Source organism: Planococcus lenghuensis, assembly GCF_001999905.1.
In the GTDB taxonomy this organism is placed as follows: domain Bacteria; phylum Bacillota; class Bacilli; order Bacillales_A; family Planococcaceae; genus Indiicoccus; species Indiicoccus lenghuensis.
On sequence record NZ_CP019640.1, the window covers coordinates 448,556 to 467,020 of the forward strand.

At 50.1% G+C, this 18,465-nt stretch carries 20 protein-coding genes; 14 read left to right on the top strand and 6 right to left on the bottom strand.

Going from position 1 to position 18,465, the window contains the following annotated elements; genetic code table 11:
• Positions 1–270: 270 nt before the first annotated feature.
• Both B0X71_RS02435 and B0X71_RS02440 read right to left on the bottom strand, forming a co-directional pair.
• Positions 271–1,995, bottom strand: a complete 1,725-nt coding sequence (locus tag B0X71_RS02435) for an ABC transporter ATP-binding protein (protein ID WP_077587963.1) — start codon at positions 1,993–1,995, stop codon at positions 271–273.
• A 109-nt stretch (positions 1,996–2,104) separates the two neighbouring features.
• On the bottom strand, positions 2,105–2,632 hold the full coding sequence (locus B0X71_RS02440) for a YceI family protein (RefSeq protein WP_077587964.1): 528 nt from the start codon (positions 2,630–2,632) through the stop codon (positions 2,105–2,107).
• 207 nt (positions 2,633–2,839) lie between these two features.
• Here B0X71_RS02440 and murB point away from each other — a divergent pair, with 207 nt between their 5' ends.
• The 5 genes from murB (at position 2,840) to B0X71_RS02465 (ending at position 8,866) form a co-directional block, all read left to right on the top strand.
• Entirely contained in the window at positions 2,840–3,760 is a 921-nt protein-coding gene (murB, locus tag B0X71_RS02445; protein WP_077587965.1) for a UDP-N-acetylmuramate dehydrogenase, read from the top strand.
• 113 nt (positions 3,761–3,873) lie between these two features.
• A complete protein-coding gene (locus tag B0X71_RS02450; RefSeq protein ID WP_077587966.1) occupies positions 3,874–5,349 on the top strand; it encodes a potassium/proton antiporter in 1,476 nt (491 codons plus the stop codon).
• Positions 5,350–5,441: 92 nt separating this feature from the next.
• Positions 5,442–7,796, top strand: coding sequence for a penicillin acylase family protein (locus B0X71_RS02455; protein WP_077587967.1), 2,355 nt, complete (start codon positions 5,442–5,444; stop codon positions 7,794–7,796).
• Positions 7,797–8,189: 393 nt separating this feature from the next.
• The gene (locus B0X71_RS02460) at positions 8,190–8,546 is read left to right on the top strand and encodes a fluoride efflux transporter FluC (RefSeq protein ID WP_077587968.1); all 357 of its coding nucleotides are present in this window, start codon (positions 8,190–8,192) and stop codon (positions 8,544–8,546) included.
• The gene (locus tag B0X71_RS02465) at positions 8,543–8,866 is read left to right on the top strand and encodes a fluoride efflux transporter FluC (protein WP_077587969.1); all 324 of its coding nucleotides are present in this window, start codon (positions 8,543–8,545) and stop codon (positions 8,864–8,866) included. The genes B0X71_RS02460 and B0X71_RS02465 overlap by 4 nt, the downstream gene beginning before the upstream one ends.
• A gap of 33 nt (positions 8,867–8,899) precedes the next feature.
• On the opposite strand, the gene B0X71_RS02470 is transcribed toward B0X71_RS02465, so the two are convergent.
• Entirely contained in the window at positions 8,900–9,877 is a 978-nt protein-coding gene (locus B0X71_RS02470) for a P1 family peptidase (RefSeq protein ID WP_077587970.1), read from the bottom strand.
• A 111-nt stretch (positions 9,878–9,988) separates the two neighbouring features.
• Between B0X71_RS02470 and B0X71_RS02475 the strand changes: the two genes are divergently transcribed.
• Entirely contained in the window at positions 9,989–11,110 is a 1,122-nt protein-coding gene (locus B0X71_RS02475) for a GNAT family N-acetyltransferase (protein ID WP_077587971.1), read from the top strand.
• A 64-nt stretch (positions 11,111–11,174) separates the two neighbouring features.
• Here B0X71_RS02475 and B0X71_RS20800 read toward each other — a convergent pair whose 3' ends face one another.
• Entirely contained in the window at positions 11,175–11,330 is a 156-nt protein-coding gene (locus B0X71_RS20800; protein WP_156889779.1) for a lmo0937 family membrane protein, read from the bottom strand.
• 161 nt (positions 11,331–11,491) lie between these two features.
• Between B0X71_RS20800 and mntR the strand changes: the two genes are divergently transcribed.
• The 6 genes from mntR (at position 11,492) to B0X71_RS02505 (ending at position 16,074) form a co-directional block, all read left to right on the top strand.
• Complete coding sequence (gene mntR / locus B0X71_RS02480) at positions 11,492–11,917, top strand: transcriptional regulator MntR (RefSeq protein ID WP_077587972.1); 426 nt, start codon at positions 11,492–11,494, stop codon at positions 11,915–11,917.
• 17 nt (positions 11,918–11,934) lie between these two features.
• Complete coding sequence (locus B0X71_RS02485) at positions 11,935–12,792, top strand: CvfB family protein (RefSeq protein WP_077587973.1); 858 nt, start codon at positions 11,935–11,937, stop codon at positions 12,790–12,792.
• Positions 12,793–12,850: 58 nt separating this feature from the next.
• Complete coding sequence (locus B0X71_RS02490; protein WP_077587974.1) at positions 12,851–13,747, top strand: DUF1002 domain-containing protein; 897 nt, start codon at positions 12,851–12,853, stop codon at positions 13,745–13,747.
• A gap of 118 nt (positions 13,748–13,865) precedes the next feature.
• Positions 13,866–14,834, top strand: coding sequence for a ring-cleaving dioxygenase (locus B0X71_RS02495; protein ID WP_077587975.1), 969 nt, complete (start codon positions 13,866–13,868; stop codon positions 14,832–14,834).
• Positions 14,835–14,851: 17 nt separating this feature from the next.
• On the top strand, positions 14,852–15,133 hold the full coding sequence (locus B0X71_RS02500) for a GNAT family N-acetyltransferase (protein ID WP_077587976.1): 282 nt from the start codon (positions 14,852–14,854) through the stop codon (positions 15,131–15,133).
• Positions 15,134–15,555: 422 nt separating this feature from the next.
• Positions 15,556–16,074: a DUF4064 domain-containing protein gene (locus tag B0X71_RS02505; protein WP_077587977.1), complete on the top strand. Its 519-nt coding sequence runs from the start codon at positions 15,556–15,558 to the stop codon at positions 16,072–16,074.
• A gap of 296 nt (positions 16,075–16,370) precedes the next feature.
• On the opposite strand, the gene B0X71_RS02510 is transcribed toward B0X71_RS02505, so the two are convergent.
• Positions 16,371–16,871 (bottom strand): GNAT family N-acetyltransferase, encoded by a 501-nt coding sequence (locus B0X71_RS02510; RefSeq protein WP_077587978.1) that lies wholly within the window; start codon positions 16,869–16,871, stop codon positions 16,371–16,373.
• A gap of 124 nt (positions 16,872–16,995) precedes the next feature.
• Here B0X71_RS02510 and B0X71_RS02515 point away from each other — a divergent pair, with 124 nt between their 5' ends.
• Together B0X71_RS02515 and B0X71_RS02520 are read left to right on the top strand one after the other, a co-directional pair.
• Positions 16,996–17,442: a GNAT family N-acetyltransferase gene (locus B0X71_RS02515; protein ID WP_077587979.1), complete on the top strand. Its 447-nt coding sequence runs from the start codon at positions 16,996–16,998 to the stop codon at positions 17,440–17,442.
• Positions 17,443–17,504: 62 nt separating this feature from the next.
• Positions 17,505–17,858, top strand: a complete 354-nt coding sequence (locus tag B0X71_RS02520; protein WP_077587980.1) for a hypothetical protein — start codon at positions 17,505–17,507, stop codon at positions 17,856–17,858.
• Positions 17,859–17,993: 135 nt separating this feature from the next.
• Here the strand turns inward: B0X71_RS02520 and B0X71_RS02525 are convergent, their stop codons facing one another.
• Positions 17,994–18,305, bottom strand: coding sequence for a hypothetical protein (locus B0X71_RS02525; protein ID WP_077587981.1), 312 nt, complete (start codon positions 18,303–18,305; stop codon positions 17,994–17,996).
• Positions 18,306–18,465 lie beyond the last annotated feature (160 nt).

Below are 18,465 nucleotides of genomic sequence, written 5' to 3' on the forward strand. Positions count from 1 at the left end.
TAACTAGTAAGGATATTCTTTACGGTCATCCCGTAACTGTTCTCACAGCACAGTCGAAGTAAAACTCGCGAGACTCCAGCAGGAGAGCGGACAAGGGAAGACCCTGCAGGCCGCTTGCGGCCGAAGCGGCTTGCCGTCCGCCTGGGCAGTTGGCTGCGCGACGTCCTGTCGCGCCAGCTGCATGACCCGCTTCCTGCGGGCCCGAAAGCGAGCGGGTTTTTGCCGACTGCTGCCGAAGGTAATCCGTTTATGCAATCTGCTCCGTTTTTTCTACTCTAATCCCTGACCGGCCGCAAATGTCCTGTACAGTTCATGGGAAGCCAGCAGTTCTGCATGCGTGCCTGTGCCAGTCACTTGTCCTCTTTCCAGGAACACGAGCCGGCTCGCATTGATGACGGTGGACAGGCGATGGGCAATCACCAGTGTCGTCCGGCCCCGCATGAGCCGCTGCAATGCATCCTGTACAAGAATTTCCGAACTGCTGTCGAGACTGGAAGTCGCCTCGTCAAGGAGCAGGATTTCAGGGTCATGGAGAAGTGCCCGGGCGATTGCAATGCGCTGACGCTGACCACCGGATAATTTAATGCCGCGCTCACCGACAAGTGTATCGAAACCATCTGTGAGCTGTTCAATGAATTCCAGCGCGTTTGCATCCCGTGCGGCGATGATCAGCCGTTCTTCCGGCACGTCACCGGCGATACCGTAACTGATGTTATCCCGGATGGACCCGCTCATCAATGGGCTTTCCTGTGAGACATAGCCGATTTTTCCACGCCATTCACGGAGTGTGAAATCAGTGATGGAGATTCCGCTGGAAGTAATCCGGCCGGCGACAGGGAGATAAAACCGTTCGATAAGCGAAAAGATGGTGGTTTTTCCGCCGCCGGACGGACCGACGAATGCGGTGACTGTTCCCGCTTCGGCCTGGAAACTTACATCTTTCAAGATCGGCTTGCCGGATTCATAGGAAAAACTCACCTTATCGAACGTGACATCCGCCGCTTTTGGTGAGCTGGTTCCACTGTCCTGCTCTGTCTTGGATGACAGGATGCTTTTGATGCGTTCCGTCGCACCGACCGCTTTTTGAAATGCCGTGAAGAAAGCAGCCATCCGCGCGAACGGAACTACAATCTGGAACAAATAAAACAAAACCGCTACAAGTTCACCGGCCGTCAGGTTGCCATTTGCCACCTGGACGCCGCCATAACCAAGAATCACAACAAGAATCCCCATCATGATAAAGGTCATTGCAGGAGAGACGACAGCCTGGATTTTTGCTTCTTTCAGGCCGAACCCGAACAGCCGGCGGATGGCTGCCTGTCCGTTCTCGCTCTCCGGCTGTTCCGCCCGGTAAGCTTTAACGAGCCGGATTTCAGCGAGCACACGCCCGAGCAGGCCTGAAAATGCCGCCATTTCATCCTGCGTCGCCCGAGCCACCCGATGCATCATGCGCCCGAGCGGTATGAGGATCGCCATGGAAACCGGAACACTGACAAGCATGATCAGCGTCATCTTCCAATCGATGAACAGCAGGATTGCGACAGCGCCGACAACGGACAGTAAACCCGTTATGAAAGTGACTGCATGATCTGTCACCAGTTGCTTCAATGTTGTTGTATCCTGGGTGATGCGGCTCATGGTCTGCCCGGTTTCGTGCTGATCAAAATAAGGTACCGGCAGACGAAGCACGTGTCTCCATAGCCGCGTCCGAAGATCAGCAACAATTGTTTCGCCGATATAGGTGAGCATATAATAAGAAACACCGCCGGCTACCGCCTGCAGGAAAAATACCAGGAGCAGCAGGCCGAACAGGCGCCAATCCATTGATTCGACGGAAAGCGTATCAACCAGATCCTGCATGACGAGTGGAATGATAAGCCCGATTCCTGTACTGGCAATCGCAAGAATCAAAGCCGCTGCTGTTACAGCCTTAGGCCAGTTGAGTGAGCGGAGCAGCTGGAGAAATTGCCGCCAGTCTGTATTTTTCTCTTTCATGATGATGACTCCTCGCTTCTTAATACACTTATTGTGCGAGAAAGCCGGTCATTTGTCGACTGAGACGAAAAAAAAGCCAGCGGGGATTTCCCCCTGGCTTATCCTGTATTTACTGAGCTGCTGAGGCCTGGATATCAACAGAAATTTTAATATCTTCACCGACAAGGACGCCGCCGGTTTCCAGTGCCTGATTCCAAGTGAGACCGAAATCTTTTCGGTTGATAGTGGTTTCCGCTGAATAACCGACCACTTCCTGTCCCCATGGGTTCGTGCCGGCTCCTTCGAACTCTGCTTTGAAAGTGACCGGGCGTGTAACGCCTTTGATCGTCAAATCACCGATCAGCTCATAATCATCACCGCTCTGAGGCCGGACTTCTGTTGCGGCAAATGTGATATGCGGGTAAGCTTCCGCATCGAAAAAGTCTGCAGAACGAAGGTGGTTATCCCGGTCCTCACTGCCTGTATCGATGCTCGCCACGTCGATTTTGAATTCGATCGCCGCGTCAGTCAGATCCTTTTCTTTTGTTTCAACAGAAGCTTCATATGAATTGAAGGCACCTCTGACTTTTGAAATCATCATGTGTTTTACTGTGAATCCGATACTTGAATGTGAAGCGTCGACATTTAACTTTACCATTATGAATTCCCCCTTGAAATGAATGAATGTTCTTTAATTACTATAATCGTTAAATTATCTCGAAGTCAATATATTTTAATTAAAGATTATTGAAACACAGATAAAATTGTTTTGTTAATTGCGGTTTTCCGCCCCGGTTTTACTTGTAAAACCGCCCGGAACATCGCATACTTATTTTAGCTTATGTGTAGAAAGGGTTTGCATGAGATGACGAAAGAACTATGGCTGAAAGAATTGCGGCAGCTTTTGCCCGAAGAATGCGTAAAAGCAGACGAGCCGCTGTGCTTGCATACATTAACAAAGATGGGTGGACCTGCAGATGTGTTTGCAGCGCCTTTTACAGAAGACGATGTGGAGACGACCGTGAAGTATGCGGCCGACCGCAATATTCCGCTGCTCATGCTTGGTAACGGATCGAATATGGTCGTGCGGGATGGAGGCGTCCGGGGGATTGTACTGTCTCTTGAAGCGCTGACCGACATCCGTGTCGAGGGACAGCATGTCCACGCCCAGGGCGGGGCGAACATCCGGGATGTTTCCCGGGCGGCGGCTGACTGCTCATTGACCGGCTTTGAGTTTGCCTGCGGTATTCCAGGTTCGGTCGGTGGGGCAATGGCGATGAATGCCGGAGCTTACGGCGGAGAGATTAAGGATATTATCCGCCAGGCGACGGTACTTACACCGGAAGGCAAGAAACTGGTCCTGTCAAAAGCGGAACTTGAACTCGGCTACCGGAAAAGCATCGTGGCGAAGAAGGGCTATTATGTCCTGTCTGCTGATTTTGAGCTGGAAGTCGGTGATCAAACGGTGATCAATGAAAAAATGGCTAATCTTACGTTCCAGCGGGAATCGAAACAGCCACTGGAGTTTCCGTCGGCAGGAAGCGTGTTCAAGCGGCCACCCGGCAATTTCGCCGGAAAGCTGATTCAAGACAGCGGCCTGCAAGGAAAAGGATTTGGCGGAGCTGAAGTCTCCACGAAACATGCCGGATTCATTGTAAACAAAAACAATGCAACGGCCGGGGATTATATCCGGACGATTGAATTGGTGAAAATGACGGTACACGAAAAATTCGGCATCGACCTCGAACTCGAAGTGAAAATTGTCGGAGAAGACCTGATCCGATGAAACTGCGCCGCATCTCCAGAGATGCGGCGTTTTTGCTGTTGCCGGAGCGTGAGGACAGGACGGTTCGGCAGGTATGATATTATGGAGTAAGTACAGCTGGAAGGAGGCGGAAAATGGGTGATTTCACGATAAATGGGATTCTGCTGATGGGTGGGCTGTTTCTGCTGATCGGTGTTTTCATGACGACCGTCTCCGCCCGTTTCGGTGTGCCCTCGCTTGTGCTCTTCCTGATTGTCGGCATGGTGCTCGGCAGTGATATTTCCGGTCTCATTTATTTTACGAATGCTGAAGTGGCTCAGCTTGTCGGGATATTCGCATTGGTTATTATTTTATTTGAGGGCGGTCTTCAATCCAAGTGGCGCGTGATCCGACCTGTGATGGGTACATCGCTCATACTGGCAACGCTGGGTGTCATTATCACAACAACGATTGTGGCTGCCGCTTCTTTTTATGTGCTCGATATTTCTTGGCTGGAAGCGTTCCTGCTTGGTTCAATTGTGGGCTCAACGGATGCGGCTGCTGTGTTTTCTGTGCTGGCCGGTCAGAACGTCAGCTCGAAAATTTCAGCTACACTGGAAGCGGAATCCGGAACGAATGATCCGATGGCCATGTTCCTGACCATTGCGTTCATTCAGCTGATCCAAGTGCCGGACTCGTCCCCTTGGCTAATTGCAGGTGCATTCTTTTTGCAGGTAGGGGTTGGCGCCGCGATGGGAATCGTATTCGGATTGATTGCTTCATACACGATCAACCGGATCCGGCTGGGGGCCTCCGGTCTCTATGCTGTGCTGGCAGCAGCGTTTGCCGTCTTTATCTATAGTATGACATCGGTTTTGGGCGGTAGCGGTTTGCTGGCGGTCTATCTGGCTGCATTAGTGATCGGGACGCGGGAATTGACCCATAGCCATTCAATCATCAGCTTTCATGAGGGGCTCGCCTGGCTGATGCAGATTGTCATGTTCGTGATTTTGGGGCTGCTTGTGTTTCCGAGCGAACTGGCGAATTGGGAACTGATCTGGAAAGGGCTCATTCTGTCGATTGTATTGCTGTTCATTGCAAGACCGGCCGCCGTATTTATTGCAACATTATTCTCCGATTATGATTTGAACGAGCGGCTGTTCATCTCGTGGGCCGGCCTTCGGGGAGCAGTCCCGATTGTTCTGGCGACGTTTCCGATGCTCGCAGGGATTGAAAACGGCTTTGTCTTCTTTAACATCGTCTTCTTCATTGTACTGACATCCGCCTTGTTTCAAGGGTCAACTATCCCGTATGCAGCGCGAAAATTGAACCTTGTCGGTCCTGAACTTCCACAGCGGATCCATACGCTCGAGCTTATTTCAATGGGAAGTGCAAACGCCGAAATGCTGGAAATCGCGTTGGGGAAGACCTCACCTTTTGCCGGCAAGCCGGTTCAAGCGATCGGCTTGCCGGAACAGACACTTATCTCAGCAATCATCCGTTCGGGCAGGCTGGTGATGCCTGCGGGACCCACGAAACTGAAAGCAGGAGATATTTTGTATATCCTGACGGAAAAAAACCAAGCCGTAAATGTCAGAGTGATATTCGGTGACGAGGAATTTATTGACTGACCCGCGCAATGCGGGTTTTTTGTTGGAATTTTTCGTTTCTTTGCATTCCTATTCCTGTATACTATAAAGAAAAAACAAAGGGATTGGGGCAAATGAAAAAGAAGAAATGGCTGAAGATTTCAGTGATCATACTGGGAATCATCCTCAGCCTCGTCGCTGCTGCGCTTATTTTTGTAAACGTTTACATTAATAGATCGAAACCGGTCATTGAAGGAGAGCTGGCTGTTGCTGTATTGGATGATGATGTGATAGTGACCCGTGATGAAATTGGGGTGCCGCACATTGAAGCGATGTCTGATGCGGATCTGTACCGGGCGCAAGGGTACGTACAGGCTCAGGACCGCATGTTTCAGATGGATTTGTCCCGGCGACAGGCGAGCGGTGAACTGTCCGAAGTGATCGGGGAAGCTGCAGTGGAAACGGACAAACTGTTCCGGACGTTCAGCTTGCGGGATGCCGCGGCGAAATCGCTGGAAGGATATGATGACGAAGCAGAGCAAGTGCTTGAATGGTATGCCGAAGGTGTCAACGCATATATGGAAGAAGCGAAAGAGGAAGGCGCATTGCCGTTTGAATTTAAGCTGCTCGGCTATGAGCCGGAACCTTGGTCGCCACTCGACTCACTGACTATCGGCAAGTACATGGCCTACGATCTTGGCGGCCACTGGTCAGCGCTCGCGTTCCGGCACTGGGCGCTGAATGAATTTACCGAAAAGCAGGCACGGGAGCTGTTCATCACCTATCCGGATAACGCCCCGTCAATCATTGAAGCCAATAAAGCAATGGAAGTGAAGGTTGCGGGTGAATTCAACGCAGATCTCGTGCCGCCGGAATTCAACGGCAGCAATAACTGGGTCGTTTCAGGTGAAAAGACGGCGAGCGGCAAACCGCTGCTGGCCGATGATCCGCATCTGGGTCTGTCGACACCATCGATCTGGTACCAGATGCACCTCGAAAGCCCTGAACAGAACGTAAGCGGCGTTATCTTTGCCGGTATTCCGGGCATCATTCTCGGACATAATGAAGAAATTGCATGGGGTGTGACCAACGTCGGACCAGATGTACAGGATCTTTATATTGAGACGCCGAACCCGGATGACCCAACCCAATTCCTGTATGAAGGGGAATGGGAGCAGGCGGAAGTGAGGGAAGAGCGGATCCTTGTGAAAGACGGCGAGCCGATCGATTATGAAGTGCTCACCACACGGCACGGCCCGGTCATTTCCGATGTGATTTATAAAGAGGAGGACCCGGGCGCGGTATTTTCGATGCAGTGGACGGCACTGGAACCGACACTTGAACTGCAGGCCGTGCTCAACATGAACAAGGCATCGAATTGGGACGAATTCGAGTCAGCCCTGGAGGATTTCCAGGCGCCGGCCCAGAATTTCGTTTTCGCTTCAGAAGACGGAACGATTGCCTATAAAGCGAATGGCCGCATTCCGATCCGGACGACCGGCGACGGCCAGTTGCCGGTACCGGGCGATTCTGCTGAATATGGCTGGGAAGGGTACGTGCCGTTTGATGAATTGCCGGTCGTCGTTAATCCGGAAGAAGGATTTATTGCGACGGCAAACAATGAAGTGGTGGGAGAGGAATACCCGTATCACATCACCGATTTTTGGGCGCAGCCTTACCGCTATATGCGTATTGCAGAAGTACTCAGTGCGGGAGAGGATCTGACAGCGGAAGATATGATGGAGCTGCAGATGGACAAGAAAAACCTGTATGCGGAAGAATTTCTGCCATCCATGATCGAAGCGGTGCGGGTGGAAACGGATGAGTTCGATGACTTGCTGGCCATCCTGGAAGAATGGAACATGGTGGATGAAGTGGATCAGGCGGCACCGCTCATTTTCCGCACATGGATCCGGAAGCTGCCGGATACATTATGGGAAGGGAAAATGCCGGAAGATGTCTATGAATTGATGCCGGGGAAAAATCACATTACCGATCAGCTGATGCGCGAAGCATTTGCCGGCAATCCGGGTGAATGGGTTACGGAATTCGGCGGGGTGGAACAATGGCTGGCAGTTTCATTGGCTCAAGCTGAAACGGAAATTGCTGAAGAACTCGGAGAAGATGCAGGTGACTGGGACTGGGGAGATGAACACGAATTGCTGTTTCCTCATCCGGTCAGCGGTGCTTCACCGATTCTTGCAAGATTCATGAACCCGGAAATCCTGCCCGTCGGCGGTTCGAATGTTACCGTCATGGTGGCTGCCTCTGATCCGGACGGCATCGTCGATCACGGAGCATCATGGCGCTTCGTCGCTGATCTTGCGGACTTGTCGGAAGCCTATCACATCGTCGGTCCCGGCCAGAGTGGGCACGTCAAATCCGACTTCTATAGCAACCAGGTGGATGACTGGGTTGAAGGCGATTACCACGTGACACCGATTGAGGGAGACGTAGAAGGCAGCACATTGATACTGCTTGCAGAATAATAGAGGAAACGCATCGGCCTGAGTGCCGGTGCGTTTTTTTGAATAGGAAATAATCAAGTGTGTCATAAATCTTGCATCTATGATGTTTTTTGTTTTTAGAGAAGGACGTGGCCGGCTTAAAGTGAGCTCACCGGGTCTTAAAGTGAACTCACCGGGTCTTAAAGTGAACTCGCGGACGCCTAAAGTTAATTCAACGGATCTTAAAGTGATTTCATAGAGTGTTAATCGCAACTCAGCCTTGTCTTCACTATAAATCATAAAATATTAATAATCGGTATCCAACATCCGCTTTCTTGGCAAGCGGCTATCAGGAATTCCCGTCGACTATCCGCCAAACCGCTGATTCCGCCTTCCCTCTTTAAGCTATAATTAGTAACAGAGGAGGGAGCCGTGATGAAAAAACTATTAGCAGTCGGATTCGGCGGGATGCTCGGAACTGTATTGCGGGCTGCAGTCTATGCAGCCATACCTGGAAATATCAGTTTATGGATCGTCAATTTAACCGGCAGCTTCCTGCTAGGCTGGCTTTCCATCCGGCTCAGTAAGAGTATGAGCCAGGAAGTAAGACTACTGCTGACGACTGGACTCCTCGGATCTTTTACAACTTTCTCCGCTTTTTCCGCCCAGTGGTCTGAAGTCCTCACAGCTACGCCTGCCTATGGATTGATATATGGAATAATAATGACGGCAACAGCGATTGCGATGGCGGCACTTGGTGTCCAATGCGGTATGAAAGGAGTGGAAAGATGATCGGCGTTGCCATCGGCGGCTTTTTTGGCGCTATCGTCCGCTACTTGGTATATTTGGCTATCGAACAGTCTGACCGGCACAAAAAATGGGCGACTTTTTCAGTGAATAGCATCGGATCGTTTCTAACGGGGCTGTCTCTCAGCACCAGTGAGTTCTGGATGACCGGATTTCTCGGCGCATTTACTACGTTTTCAACGTTCGCTTTAGATGCTGTGAAAGAACTTCAAAACGGCAAAATAATCTTAACTGTCTTTTATATCAGTGCTACACTGCTTGCAGGTCTTGGTCTGTTCACTATCGGTTTCATTATTAGCCAATGAAACCGGCCTACGTTTCTGCAGACCGGTCCATCACTAAAATTCTCCTTTTTCCACGACTCTGCCTAACCGGCCTTCTGTCGTTTCCGCATGCCGGATTGATTGATAAACGGCTTCTTCGGTGGCTTCCACGGCAGCTCCGAACAATTCGCTCATGATCGGGTGACTGTCCCGCAGCAGCCAGTCACTGCTGAAGGCGCCTTCTGCCCGGTGACTGATTTTCGCGGCGGTCGAAAAGGCGATCACGATATCGCCGCTGCCGTTATGGACGGTCGTGCCTGTCCGGCCAAGGCCGATGGCAGCCCGTTTGGCGAGCCGCTCCAATTGCCGGCTCTCAAGCGGCGCATCTGTTGCAAGAATCATCATGACCGATCCATCCGGCTTCTTCGGGTCGGCCCCGCTGAAATCCGCTCCCCGGAATTCACCTTTACGGCCAAAATTGGTCAATAAAAGAGCGCCGACCGTATAAGACAGATCGCCATCTTCTGCCAGACGGCTGGCAGAACCGATGCCGCCTTTCACGCCGTAGCAGATCATGCCTTTGCCGGCTCCCACTGCACCTTGGGCAAAGTCGGTATCGGCCTTTTTGATCGCTTCCCGGGCATGCTCCGGCTTCACTGCCATGAGCCGCATGGAATTCAGGTGACTGTCATTGCACTCGCCGACCACGATATTGAGCGAGCTCGTTGAATCGCCGATTTCCGGATTCTCTTCAAGCATCCACTCCATCGTCCCCTGCAGTACTGCTGCCACGCTGAATGTGTTCGTCAGCATGATCGGCGACTCCAGCATGCCCAGCTCGTTTACTTGTACAAGTCCGGCAGTTTTCCCGAACCCGTTCAGCACAAAGCTTGCTGCCCGTACTTTTTCTTCGAATATATTCCCGGTATGCGGCAGAATGGCCGTTACACCGGTACAGACAGTATCCCGGTCGGAGAGCTTGTCATAAAGTGTTACATGCCCGATTTTTACACCGGCCACATCTGTGATCGTATTGCGGCTTCCTTTTTTCATCCATACCACTCCTTAAATCTATTGTAGCATTCGACGCAGGCGGGAATGTTTCTGTATAATAAAAGAAAAATTCTATCTGCATAACAGCAGCAGAAGCAGGGAGCAGCGGGAATGGCGTTAAAACTGACAGAATGGACAATGCAGGAACAGGAGCAGCTGATTGAATTCATGACCGGTAATTCCTGGCCTTATCACGGACTTGAGCATCCGGTCCGCGAATTGATTGAGAAAACAATCACGGAAGGCGGCTATAAATCAGATCGGGTACGGACGTTCTGGTTGGAAAATGAAGAGGGCAAGCAAATCGGCCTTATTAAAATATATGATTTACAGGATGATATCCCATTATTCGATTTACGCATCGCCGGACCGTACCGCGGCAAAGGATATGGCCCGCAGGCACTCCGGCTCATGACGGAGTTTGTGTTTTCGCTGCCAGATAAAAAAGTCCGGCTTGAAGGAAATACCCGGCATGATAATTTTGCCATGCGGAAAGCGTTCGAGCGGGCAGGCTTTGTGAAAGAGGCGCATATCCGCAACGGCTGGTTCTCGCCAAAGGAAAACAAATACTATGATGCAGTGACATATGGCATCACCCGGGAGGACTGGGAAGCCGGCACAACAACACCGGTCCATTGGGAAGATGGCGGCAAGCAGGAAAACCCGTCATTCAATCCGGTGCTCTTTGATTTCCCGGAGCAGTTCGAGTCAGAGCGCCTGCTGATCCGGGCGCCGAAGCGGGAAGATGCAGCACAGACCTATGAAGCGATGCAGCACTCTCAGGAAGCGCTGCGCAATTGGATGCCGTTCGCCCGCCAAAAACCGGTGATGGAGCAGGTGGAAGCGAATCTCGTCCAAGCGGTGGCGGATTTCCAGCTGCGTAAAGATCTCCGTCTCCACTTCTTTCTGAAAGAAACCGGTGAATTCATTGGTTCTTCAGGTCTCCACCGATTTGACTGGACTGTCCGGAAATTCGAAATCGGCTATTGGGTGGACAGCCGGTTTGAAGGCAAAGGATATGTGTCGGAAGCGGTGGACCGGATTACCCGGTTCGCTTTTGAGGAACTCGGAGCGAACCGCGTTGAAATCCGTTGTGATACGGAAAACGTCCGCAGCCGGGCCGTCGCCGAGCGGCTCGGATTCGACTTGGAAGGCGTGCTCCGGAAAGACAGTTTATCCGTCTCGGGAGGAAGTCTCCGGGATACATGCATATATGCAAAAGTGAAGGGATGAGCGGTGTATCCGCCCATCCCTTTTTCCATATCCCGACTCTCAGGCCGCTTGCACTTTTCGGTTCCTACATTCGTTTTCTTCCTGAGAACAGGTTAATAAGGAGTATTACTACTGCGACAATTAGAAGTAGATGAATCAATCCACCTGCGAAGTCCAGCAAAAAGCCGACGAGCCAAATTGCTAAAATTACGATTAAAATAATCCATAAAATACGTGCCATCCTTCTCACCTCTTTTCTGCTACGGATCGTTCTTAGCTAGTCAATAAGTACCCGGGGAATTCAGAAAGCAAACCTGGCATATTTTTCCCAGTAAGGAGCCGAGTTGTCGGGCACGGGGGTGTGTAGTAAACTGAACATAGTTTTGATAGGGAGGGTCCTCTTTGCCTACTCCAAGTATGGAAGACCATATTGAAGTCATCACGACATTAATTGAACAGAAAGGGTATGCCCGGGTTTCGGATATCGCAGAGGCATTGTCGGTACTGCCGTCATCCGTCACGAAAATGGTCCAGAAGCTCGATAAAGATGGCTATCTCATCTATGAACGGTACAGGGGTCTTGTCCTGACACCGAAGGGTGAAAAGCTTGGCAAGCGGCTTGTGCAGCGGCATGATCTTCTTGAGCAGCTGCTTCGGCTGATCGGTGTGGAAGAAGAGCGGATCTATGGGGATGTGGAAGGCATTGAGCATCATTTGAGCTGGAATGCGATCGATCGCATTGCCGACTTGGTTCAAGTGCTGGAAGACAGCCCGGACGTGATCGATAAATTACGCCAGCTGCAGGCGGAACAAAGCAGCGACACTTAAAGGAGGAACAAGGAATTATGCCACTCGAACCAGGAATAACAGCGATTCTCCGTGTGCTTGACCGGTCATCATCAAAATGGGTGCTGACGGACGGGACGGAAGAAGTCGCGATGAATGAATCGGAACTTGAAGAAGGTCAGGAAACGGCTGATGAAATCGAGGTATTTCTCTACCGCAACAGGCAAGGCGGGCTGTCTGCGACACCGCTGATCCCGCATATCGTCAAAGGAACGTTCGGCTGGGCGAAAGTGCTGAAGGCATCCAAGCGGGACGGGGCTATTGTCGATATCGGCACAACCCGGGAAGTTTATGTGCAGCCGGAAGATCTGCCGCGGTTTGAAGAGCTGTGGCCAAAGCCGGGAGACGAAATCTTTATGACACTCCGTACTGATAATAGCGGGGACCTTTTCGGCCGGCTGGCAACGGAAGAACGGGTTTTGGAACTCATTGCAGAAGCGCCGCCGGAAGTGTTCAATAAAGATTTGCGTGCCCGCGCTTACCGGCTGTTGCCGGTCGGCACGTTTATGCTGACGGTGCCGGAATTGTACCGGGTGTTCGTCCATGAAACGGAACGGGAAGCTGAACCGCGGCTCGGCGAAGAAAAGACGGTCCGGATTATCGATGTAAAAGAAGACGGCACATTGAACGGTTCCTTATTGCCGCGGAAGCAAGAGCGGCTGGGCACGGATGCAGAAGCCATTTTGCGCTATCTGGATCAGACCGGCGGTGAAATGCCGTTTACGGACAAGTCCACGCCAGATGAAATCCGGGAAATGTTCAATATGAGCAAGGCTGCGTTCAAGCGGGCGCTCGGGACGCTGATGAAGAACGGACAGATCATTCAGGAGGACGGCTGGACAAAACGAGTCCGCTGATGCAACCTTTTTCGGCTCTGTACGTACTACTTAGAGAAGAGAGGGGTTACCGATAACCATGAAAAAGATTCAATCCATGCTGCTCGTTCTGCTGGCGTTCGCATTACTTGTTCCTGCAGCCGCTTCAGCGAATGTCGGCATCAATGAAAAATTCGGTCCGTCAATCGTCGTATACGGCGGAGATCTTTCGGAAGCAGAGCGTGAGAGTGTCCAGGAAAGCCTTGAAGTGGCGGAAGAACCGGAAGTGGAAGAAATTGAAGTGACAGGTGAAGATCTTGTACAGTACATTACGGATGGTGATCCGCGGGCAAGAATGTATTCATCAGCTAAAATTACCCGCCAGGAAGAAGGCGAAGGCCTGGTGATTGAAATTGTCACACCGGAAAATATCACACAAGTAACCGCGGATATGTATGCTAATGCCATCCTGACAGCGGGCATTGAAGATGCAGTTGTCGAAGTGGCGGCACCAAAACCGGTTACGGGTCATTCAGCGCTTGTCGGAATTTATAAAGCATATGAAGTGAATGGTGAACAGCTGGATCCGGAACGGACAGACGCGGCGAACGATGAACTTGAAGTCGCGACTGAAATTGCCGGCAATGGCATCGATGAAGAACAGGTGAGTGAACTGCTGACCGGCATCAAACAGCAGATTGCAGAACAAAGTCCGGCAACCCGGGAAGAAGTGGAACAGATCGTGGAAGATCAGCTGTCCCGTCTGCAGATCGAGCTGAATCCGGAAGACCGGCAGCTGCTGATTGATCTGATGGACCGGATCCGTCAGCTCGACATCGATTTTTCGCAATGGTCCACGCAACTTGAAGATTTGAGCAAGACGATTGAAGATACACTTGGCAATGTGAGTGACGCTGTAAATGATGAAGGATTTTGGGCCAATGTCCGAAGTTTCTTCCGTCAGCTGGCGGATTCAGTCCGTTCACTATTCAATTAAGCAGTGAGGTTCCTTCGGGAGCCTTATTTTTTTTGCAGACAAGATCGTTGCCTGATGGCAAAAGTCATGCTAAGATGAGTTAAATATCTTGAATTCGAGATAAAAAGGAGAGAGATTTATGAAACTGGAAGGCATCCATCATGTTTCAGCAATTACAGCAGACGCGGATAAGAACCACGATTTTTTCACGCGGATCTTGGGCATGCGGCTCGTGAAGAAAAGTGTCAATCAGGATAATACATCTTCTTATCATTTGTTTTATGCCGACGCAAAAGGAACTCCGGGTACGGATATGACATATTTTGATATCCCTATGGCCGGCCGGACGTATCCCGGTGTATCAAGCATCAGTAATACATCATTCCGGGTGAAAAGTCCGGAAGCGCTCGATTATTGGATCCGCCGATTTGATGAATTCAACGTACCGCATGGTGAGATCAGTGAGCGGTTCGGCCGGCAGGTCCTGTCGTTTCAGGACTTTGAAGGCTCCCGTCTGCTTCTGACAGTTGATGACGGAACGGGCATCCCGTATGGAATTCCTTGGACAAAAGCTGACGTGCCGGAAGAATTTGCGGTTGTCGGTCTTGGCCCTGTCACACTGACCGTCCGAAAAGCGGAATCGACAGCAGCGGTATTAACTGATATTATGAATTTTAAGGAAATTGGTTCTTATGAGGCTTTTGAGTCCGGCATGCCGGATATCCAGGTATTTTCAACTGGTGAAGGCGGTCCGGCCGGAGAAGTGCATCTGGAAACAAGAACTGATCTTCCGCCCGAACGTCCCGGCCGCGGAAGTGTCCACCATGTTGCATTTCGTGTAAAGACGTACGAGGAATATGCCAAATGGAACGGCTACTTGAATGAACATGGTTTTCGGACGTCCGGCGAAGTCGATCGCTATTATTTCAAAGCGATTTATTTCCGGGAGCCAAATGGCATTCTGTTTGAATTATCAACAGACGAACCGGGATTTGCCACGGATGAACCGTTGGAATCACTTGGAGAGGAATTGGCTTTGCCGCCATTTCTGGAACCGCGGCGCAAGCAGATCGAAGCATCACTTCGGCCGCTTACGATCAACACATAACGAAAGAGGGGAACAGCATGGAGTTTAAGTTTACTGAACTGGGGCATGATCATTTTGCATTTCGTAATGAAAAGAGCGGAGATACATTAGCTGAAATTACGTGGACACAGATGGCGGATGTAATGGTGGTGGAGCATACCTTTGTGGATCCGTCGCTGCGGGGACAGGGCATCGCCAAGCAATTGCTTGACCGGACTGCCGATTATGCCCGTGAGAACCAGTACAGAATTGAACCGGTCTGTTCCTACGTCGTGACAGCTTTTGAACGCTCAAATGAATACGATGACCTCAAAGTCTGAGAGATTGACCCGTTGATCATTCCTTCAGACAGAAAGCTTATCAATCAACGCAATCGATTCGGCGTTTTAACTGAAGAAACAATACAGCCCCATGCCAGTCCGTCAGTAACCTGCGGAACGGGCATGGGGCCTTTGTTTCATGCGGTTATAAGTGTACTATATCCGTTCAGAATGATGTAACCAGGAATACCACAGCAGTCAATATGGAAGCGCCGCCGACTCCATACATAAAATCGGCCTGATTGAAAATCAATTTCTTTTCCATGAAGTTTCACCCCATCAGTTGTCAGATGATTAATTAGTACCCTCATTCTTCGTAAGTATAAACACGTTATGATGATTTTTTGAAGAAAAAAAGAAAATATAAAGTATTTTAGAGGAATTATCCGGTGAAATGGGTAACACATTAATAAGAGAGGTGAATGGATATGTATCAAAGCACGTTTTCCAGAACAGGCGAAAAAGTACTGGGGATTATCGGCATTGTATTGAATGTAATTGCCATCATTCTCGTTGTGATGGCAGTTGTTGAAGTTGGGAGCGGCACCTTTGAAGCGGACCTGGAGGAGTTTATCCTTACCGATCCGACGCTGGCACCGGAAGATGCGGAAGCGACGCTTGTCGCCTTGAGCGGTTTGACAGAGGCGATTGAAGTCTTTGGCTGGGTAATCGGCATTTCACTGGTGGTGTCGACGATCTTGGCTATTATTGCTGTCATTAATCTGAATGACAATAAAAAGCCGGTACTGGCGGGTGTCCTATTTGTCATTGCCGGGATTTTATCCGGAATTATCTCACTGACGGCATTAATTTTCTATATCGCTGCAATTATGTGTTTCGTCCGCAAGCCGCCGCTTGAGGATGAACAAATGATCCGGGTGGATGAACCGGTGGAAATTGAGACCCAAGACGAAGACGATTCACCATACCGTCCGCTGTAAACAGCAAAAAAGCACCTGCTTAAAGCGTGGCCACTGAAAAACTATACGGAAAAGCACCAAATTTCTATATTTTAGAGATTTGGTGCTTTTTCCGTTATATACTGATGCCAAGTCCAAGGAGCCATGGCGATCTTTGTGGTGAACCTAAAGCGAATCCTTCGGCTGCTGGATGAGCGGGGGGCAAGCTACTGAATGATAAAAGGGCAGAAAAATAAGACGGAAGATAGGATTCCCTGTCACTCCGTCTCATTTTTTGTCTCCCAAAGATGTAAAGGGAGAGTCGTTCAGTGGCCTCCTTAAAGCGCAGGTGTTTTTTCATGCTGCAAGGAAAGGATATATTCGGCTGTGTAGACAGGATAGCCTTCCAGCAACTCCTCGAATTCCTGAATAAAGACGAATCCGTTCGCTTCATAAAAGCAACGGGCTATTTCATTATCAGCTTCAACAAAGGCGGACAGCTGCCTGCCGCCTGCAAGCTGTTCTATGCCGTACGACATCAGCTGAGTGCCATAACCATTCCGCTGAAATTCTGTTTTTATATGCATGGCGATCAGTTCTGCATCTCCATCTTCATCCACTTTTGTGAAATTGGCGAATCCGATCGGACTGCCTTCATGTTCAGCTATAAGTAGAATTGTTCGTTCAATCCGTTTTTGCATCATCACGCTTGAATAAGACTTATCCAGCGCTATCTGCTGGACCTGGACAGGAAGAATGTCTGCATAGGTGCTGCGCCAGCTCTGCCGGGCAATCTCTTGAACTGCGCCGATGTCCTGTTCCGTTCCCGGACGAATCATGTAACCACCTCGGCTGTTGTTTCCGCTATCATACCAAAAATTCCCGTTATAATCTATATGTATGGAATAATTGAAGAGAGTACAATTCCATACCAAAAAAGGATAAGGACAAGGAGATGAACTTATGGAATGGAAAGCATACCGGTTTAATGAACTGACAATAAATGAATTGCACGATATATTCCGGCTGCGGGTCAATGTATTCGTGGTTGAACAGAATTGTGCGTATCCGGAAGTGGACGGACTTGATCCGCACTGCACGCATCTCGTGGCGAAAACAGGCGGTCGCATTGCAGCGTATGCCCGGCTGGTGCCGGGCGGTTTAAAAGGAGAACTGCCGGCGATCGGTCGGGTCATTGTTGTGCCTGAAGCCCGCGGGACAGGACTGGGCCGGGAACTGGTTCAGCGAAGCAGGGACTTTATCATAAATGAATGGGAGGAAAAGGAGATTTTCCTGCAGGGTCAATCGCATTTGGAAGCATTTTATGCATCACTCGGGTTCGAGTCGGTTTCTGCTGAATATCTTGATGACGGCATCCCGCATATCGATATGAAATTCTCTAAAAACTGACGGATTAAAAATTCCTGCAGAGGGTAAAGAAAAAGTAAATGAATAAACGGGGGATGATGAGGATGGCACGAACAAAAGGCCTTTTGCTGGCAGGGCTTGCTGCCGGTACGTACGCGTATCTGAAGAAACCGGAAAATCGGGAAAAAGCGACAACTGCTTTTAATAATGCGAAAGCGAAGGTGAATTCATACATGGAATCTCAAAACTTGGATAAAACAGGAAATGATGATGAAAATGTAACTCACTCCCGCAGCGGCAAACTGGCAGGAAAGGATGAACAGCCGGATAGAAGTCCGGGTGACTCCGGACTGGATGATGGCAAACAGAAGCTGTCACCAAACGATGTAGGGGATGAAAAAGAAGAAAACACGGAATCGGTAGCTCCGATTAAACGCGTAAATACAGAAAACCTGTAGTGAAAAGAATAGCAGAATGAGGAAGGGATTATTTTCTTTCCGACATAGTAAGAAACGGCCATCAATTCAGCAGTGAATTGATGGCCGTTTTTATGACGTTGTTTTCTGCAGAAGTATTGTGCTGCAGCCCGGGAATTATTGTCGATCTTTATCGTCGTCGCGCGACAGATCTTCAAGACCGCTCCGGTCCTTGTCTTTATAAAAGCCTTCAGGATTTTCCGAGTACCGCTCATCTGCCATACCTGCTGACAGCCAGCTGTCCCGGTCTGTGCGGTCACCTTCTCCATATGTGCCTGTCGGACCGCTTTCTGATCGGGGTTCATCCGGAGCATCTACCGTCCGGGTTTCACGTCGAATCGTCCCGTCTTCTTGCAAATACGCTTTTTCTACTTTCGGAGGTATGTCTTCAGCTGCTCTTTTTTCTTGGTTCGTTCGTTTGTCTTCCATTTTTCTCCTCCTCTTTGTGGCTTCATTATTTCTTCCGTATACATAAAATACCCGATTTCTGCTTTTTCACACCCCGTCCCCCGTGTTTTGCTGATTGCCAAGCTTTTAAACCATCACGTGAAAAAGAACAAGCCGGCTTGGGCTTGTTCTGGATTTGCTG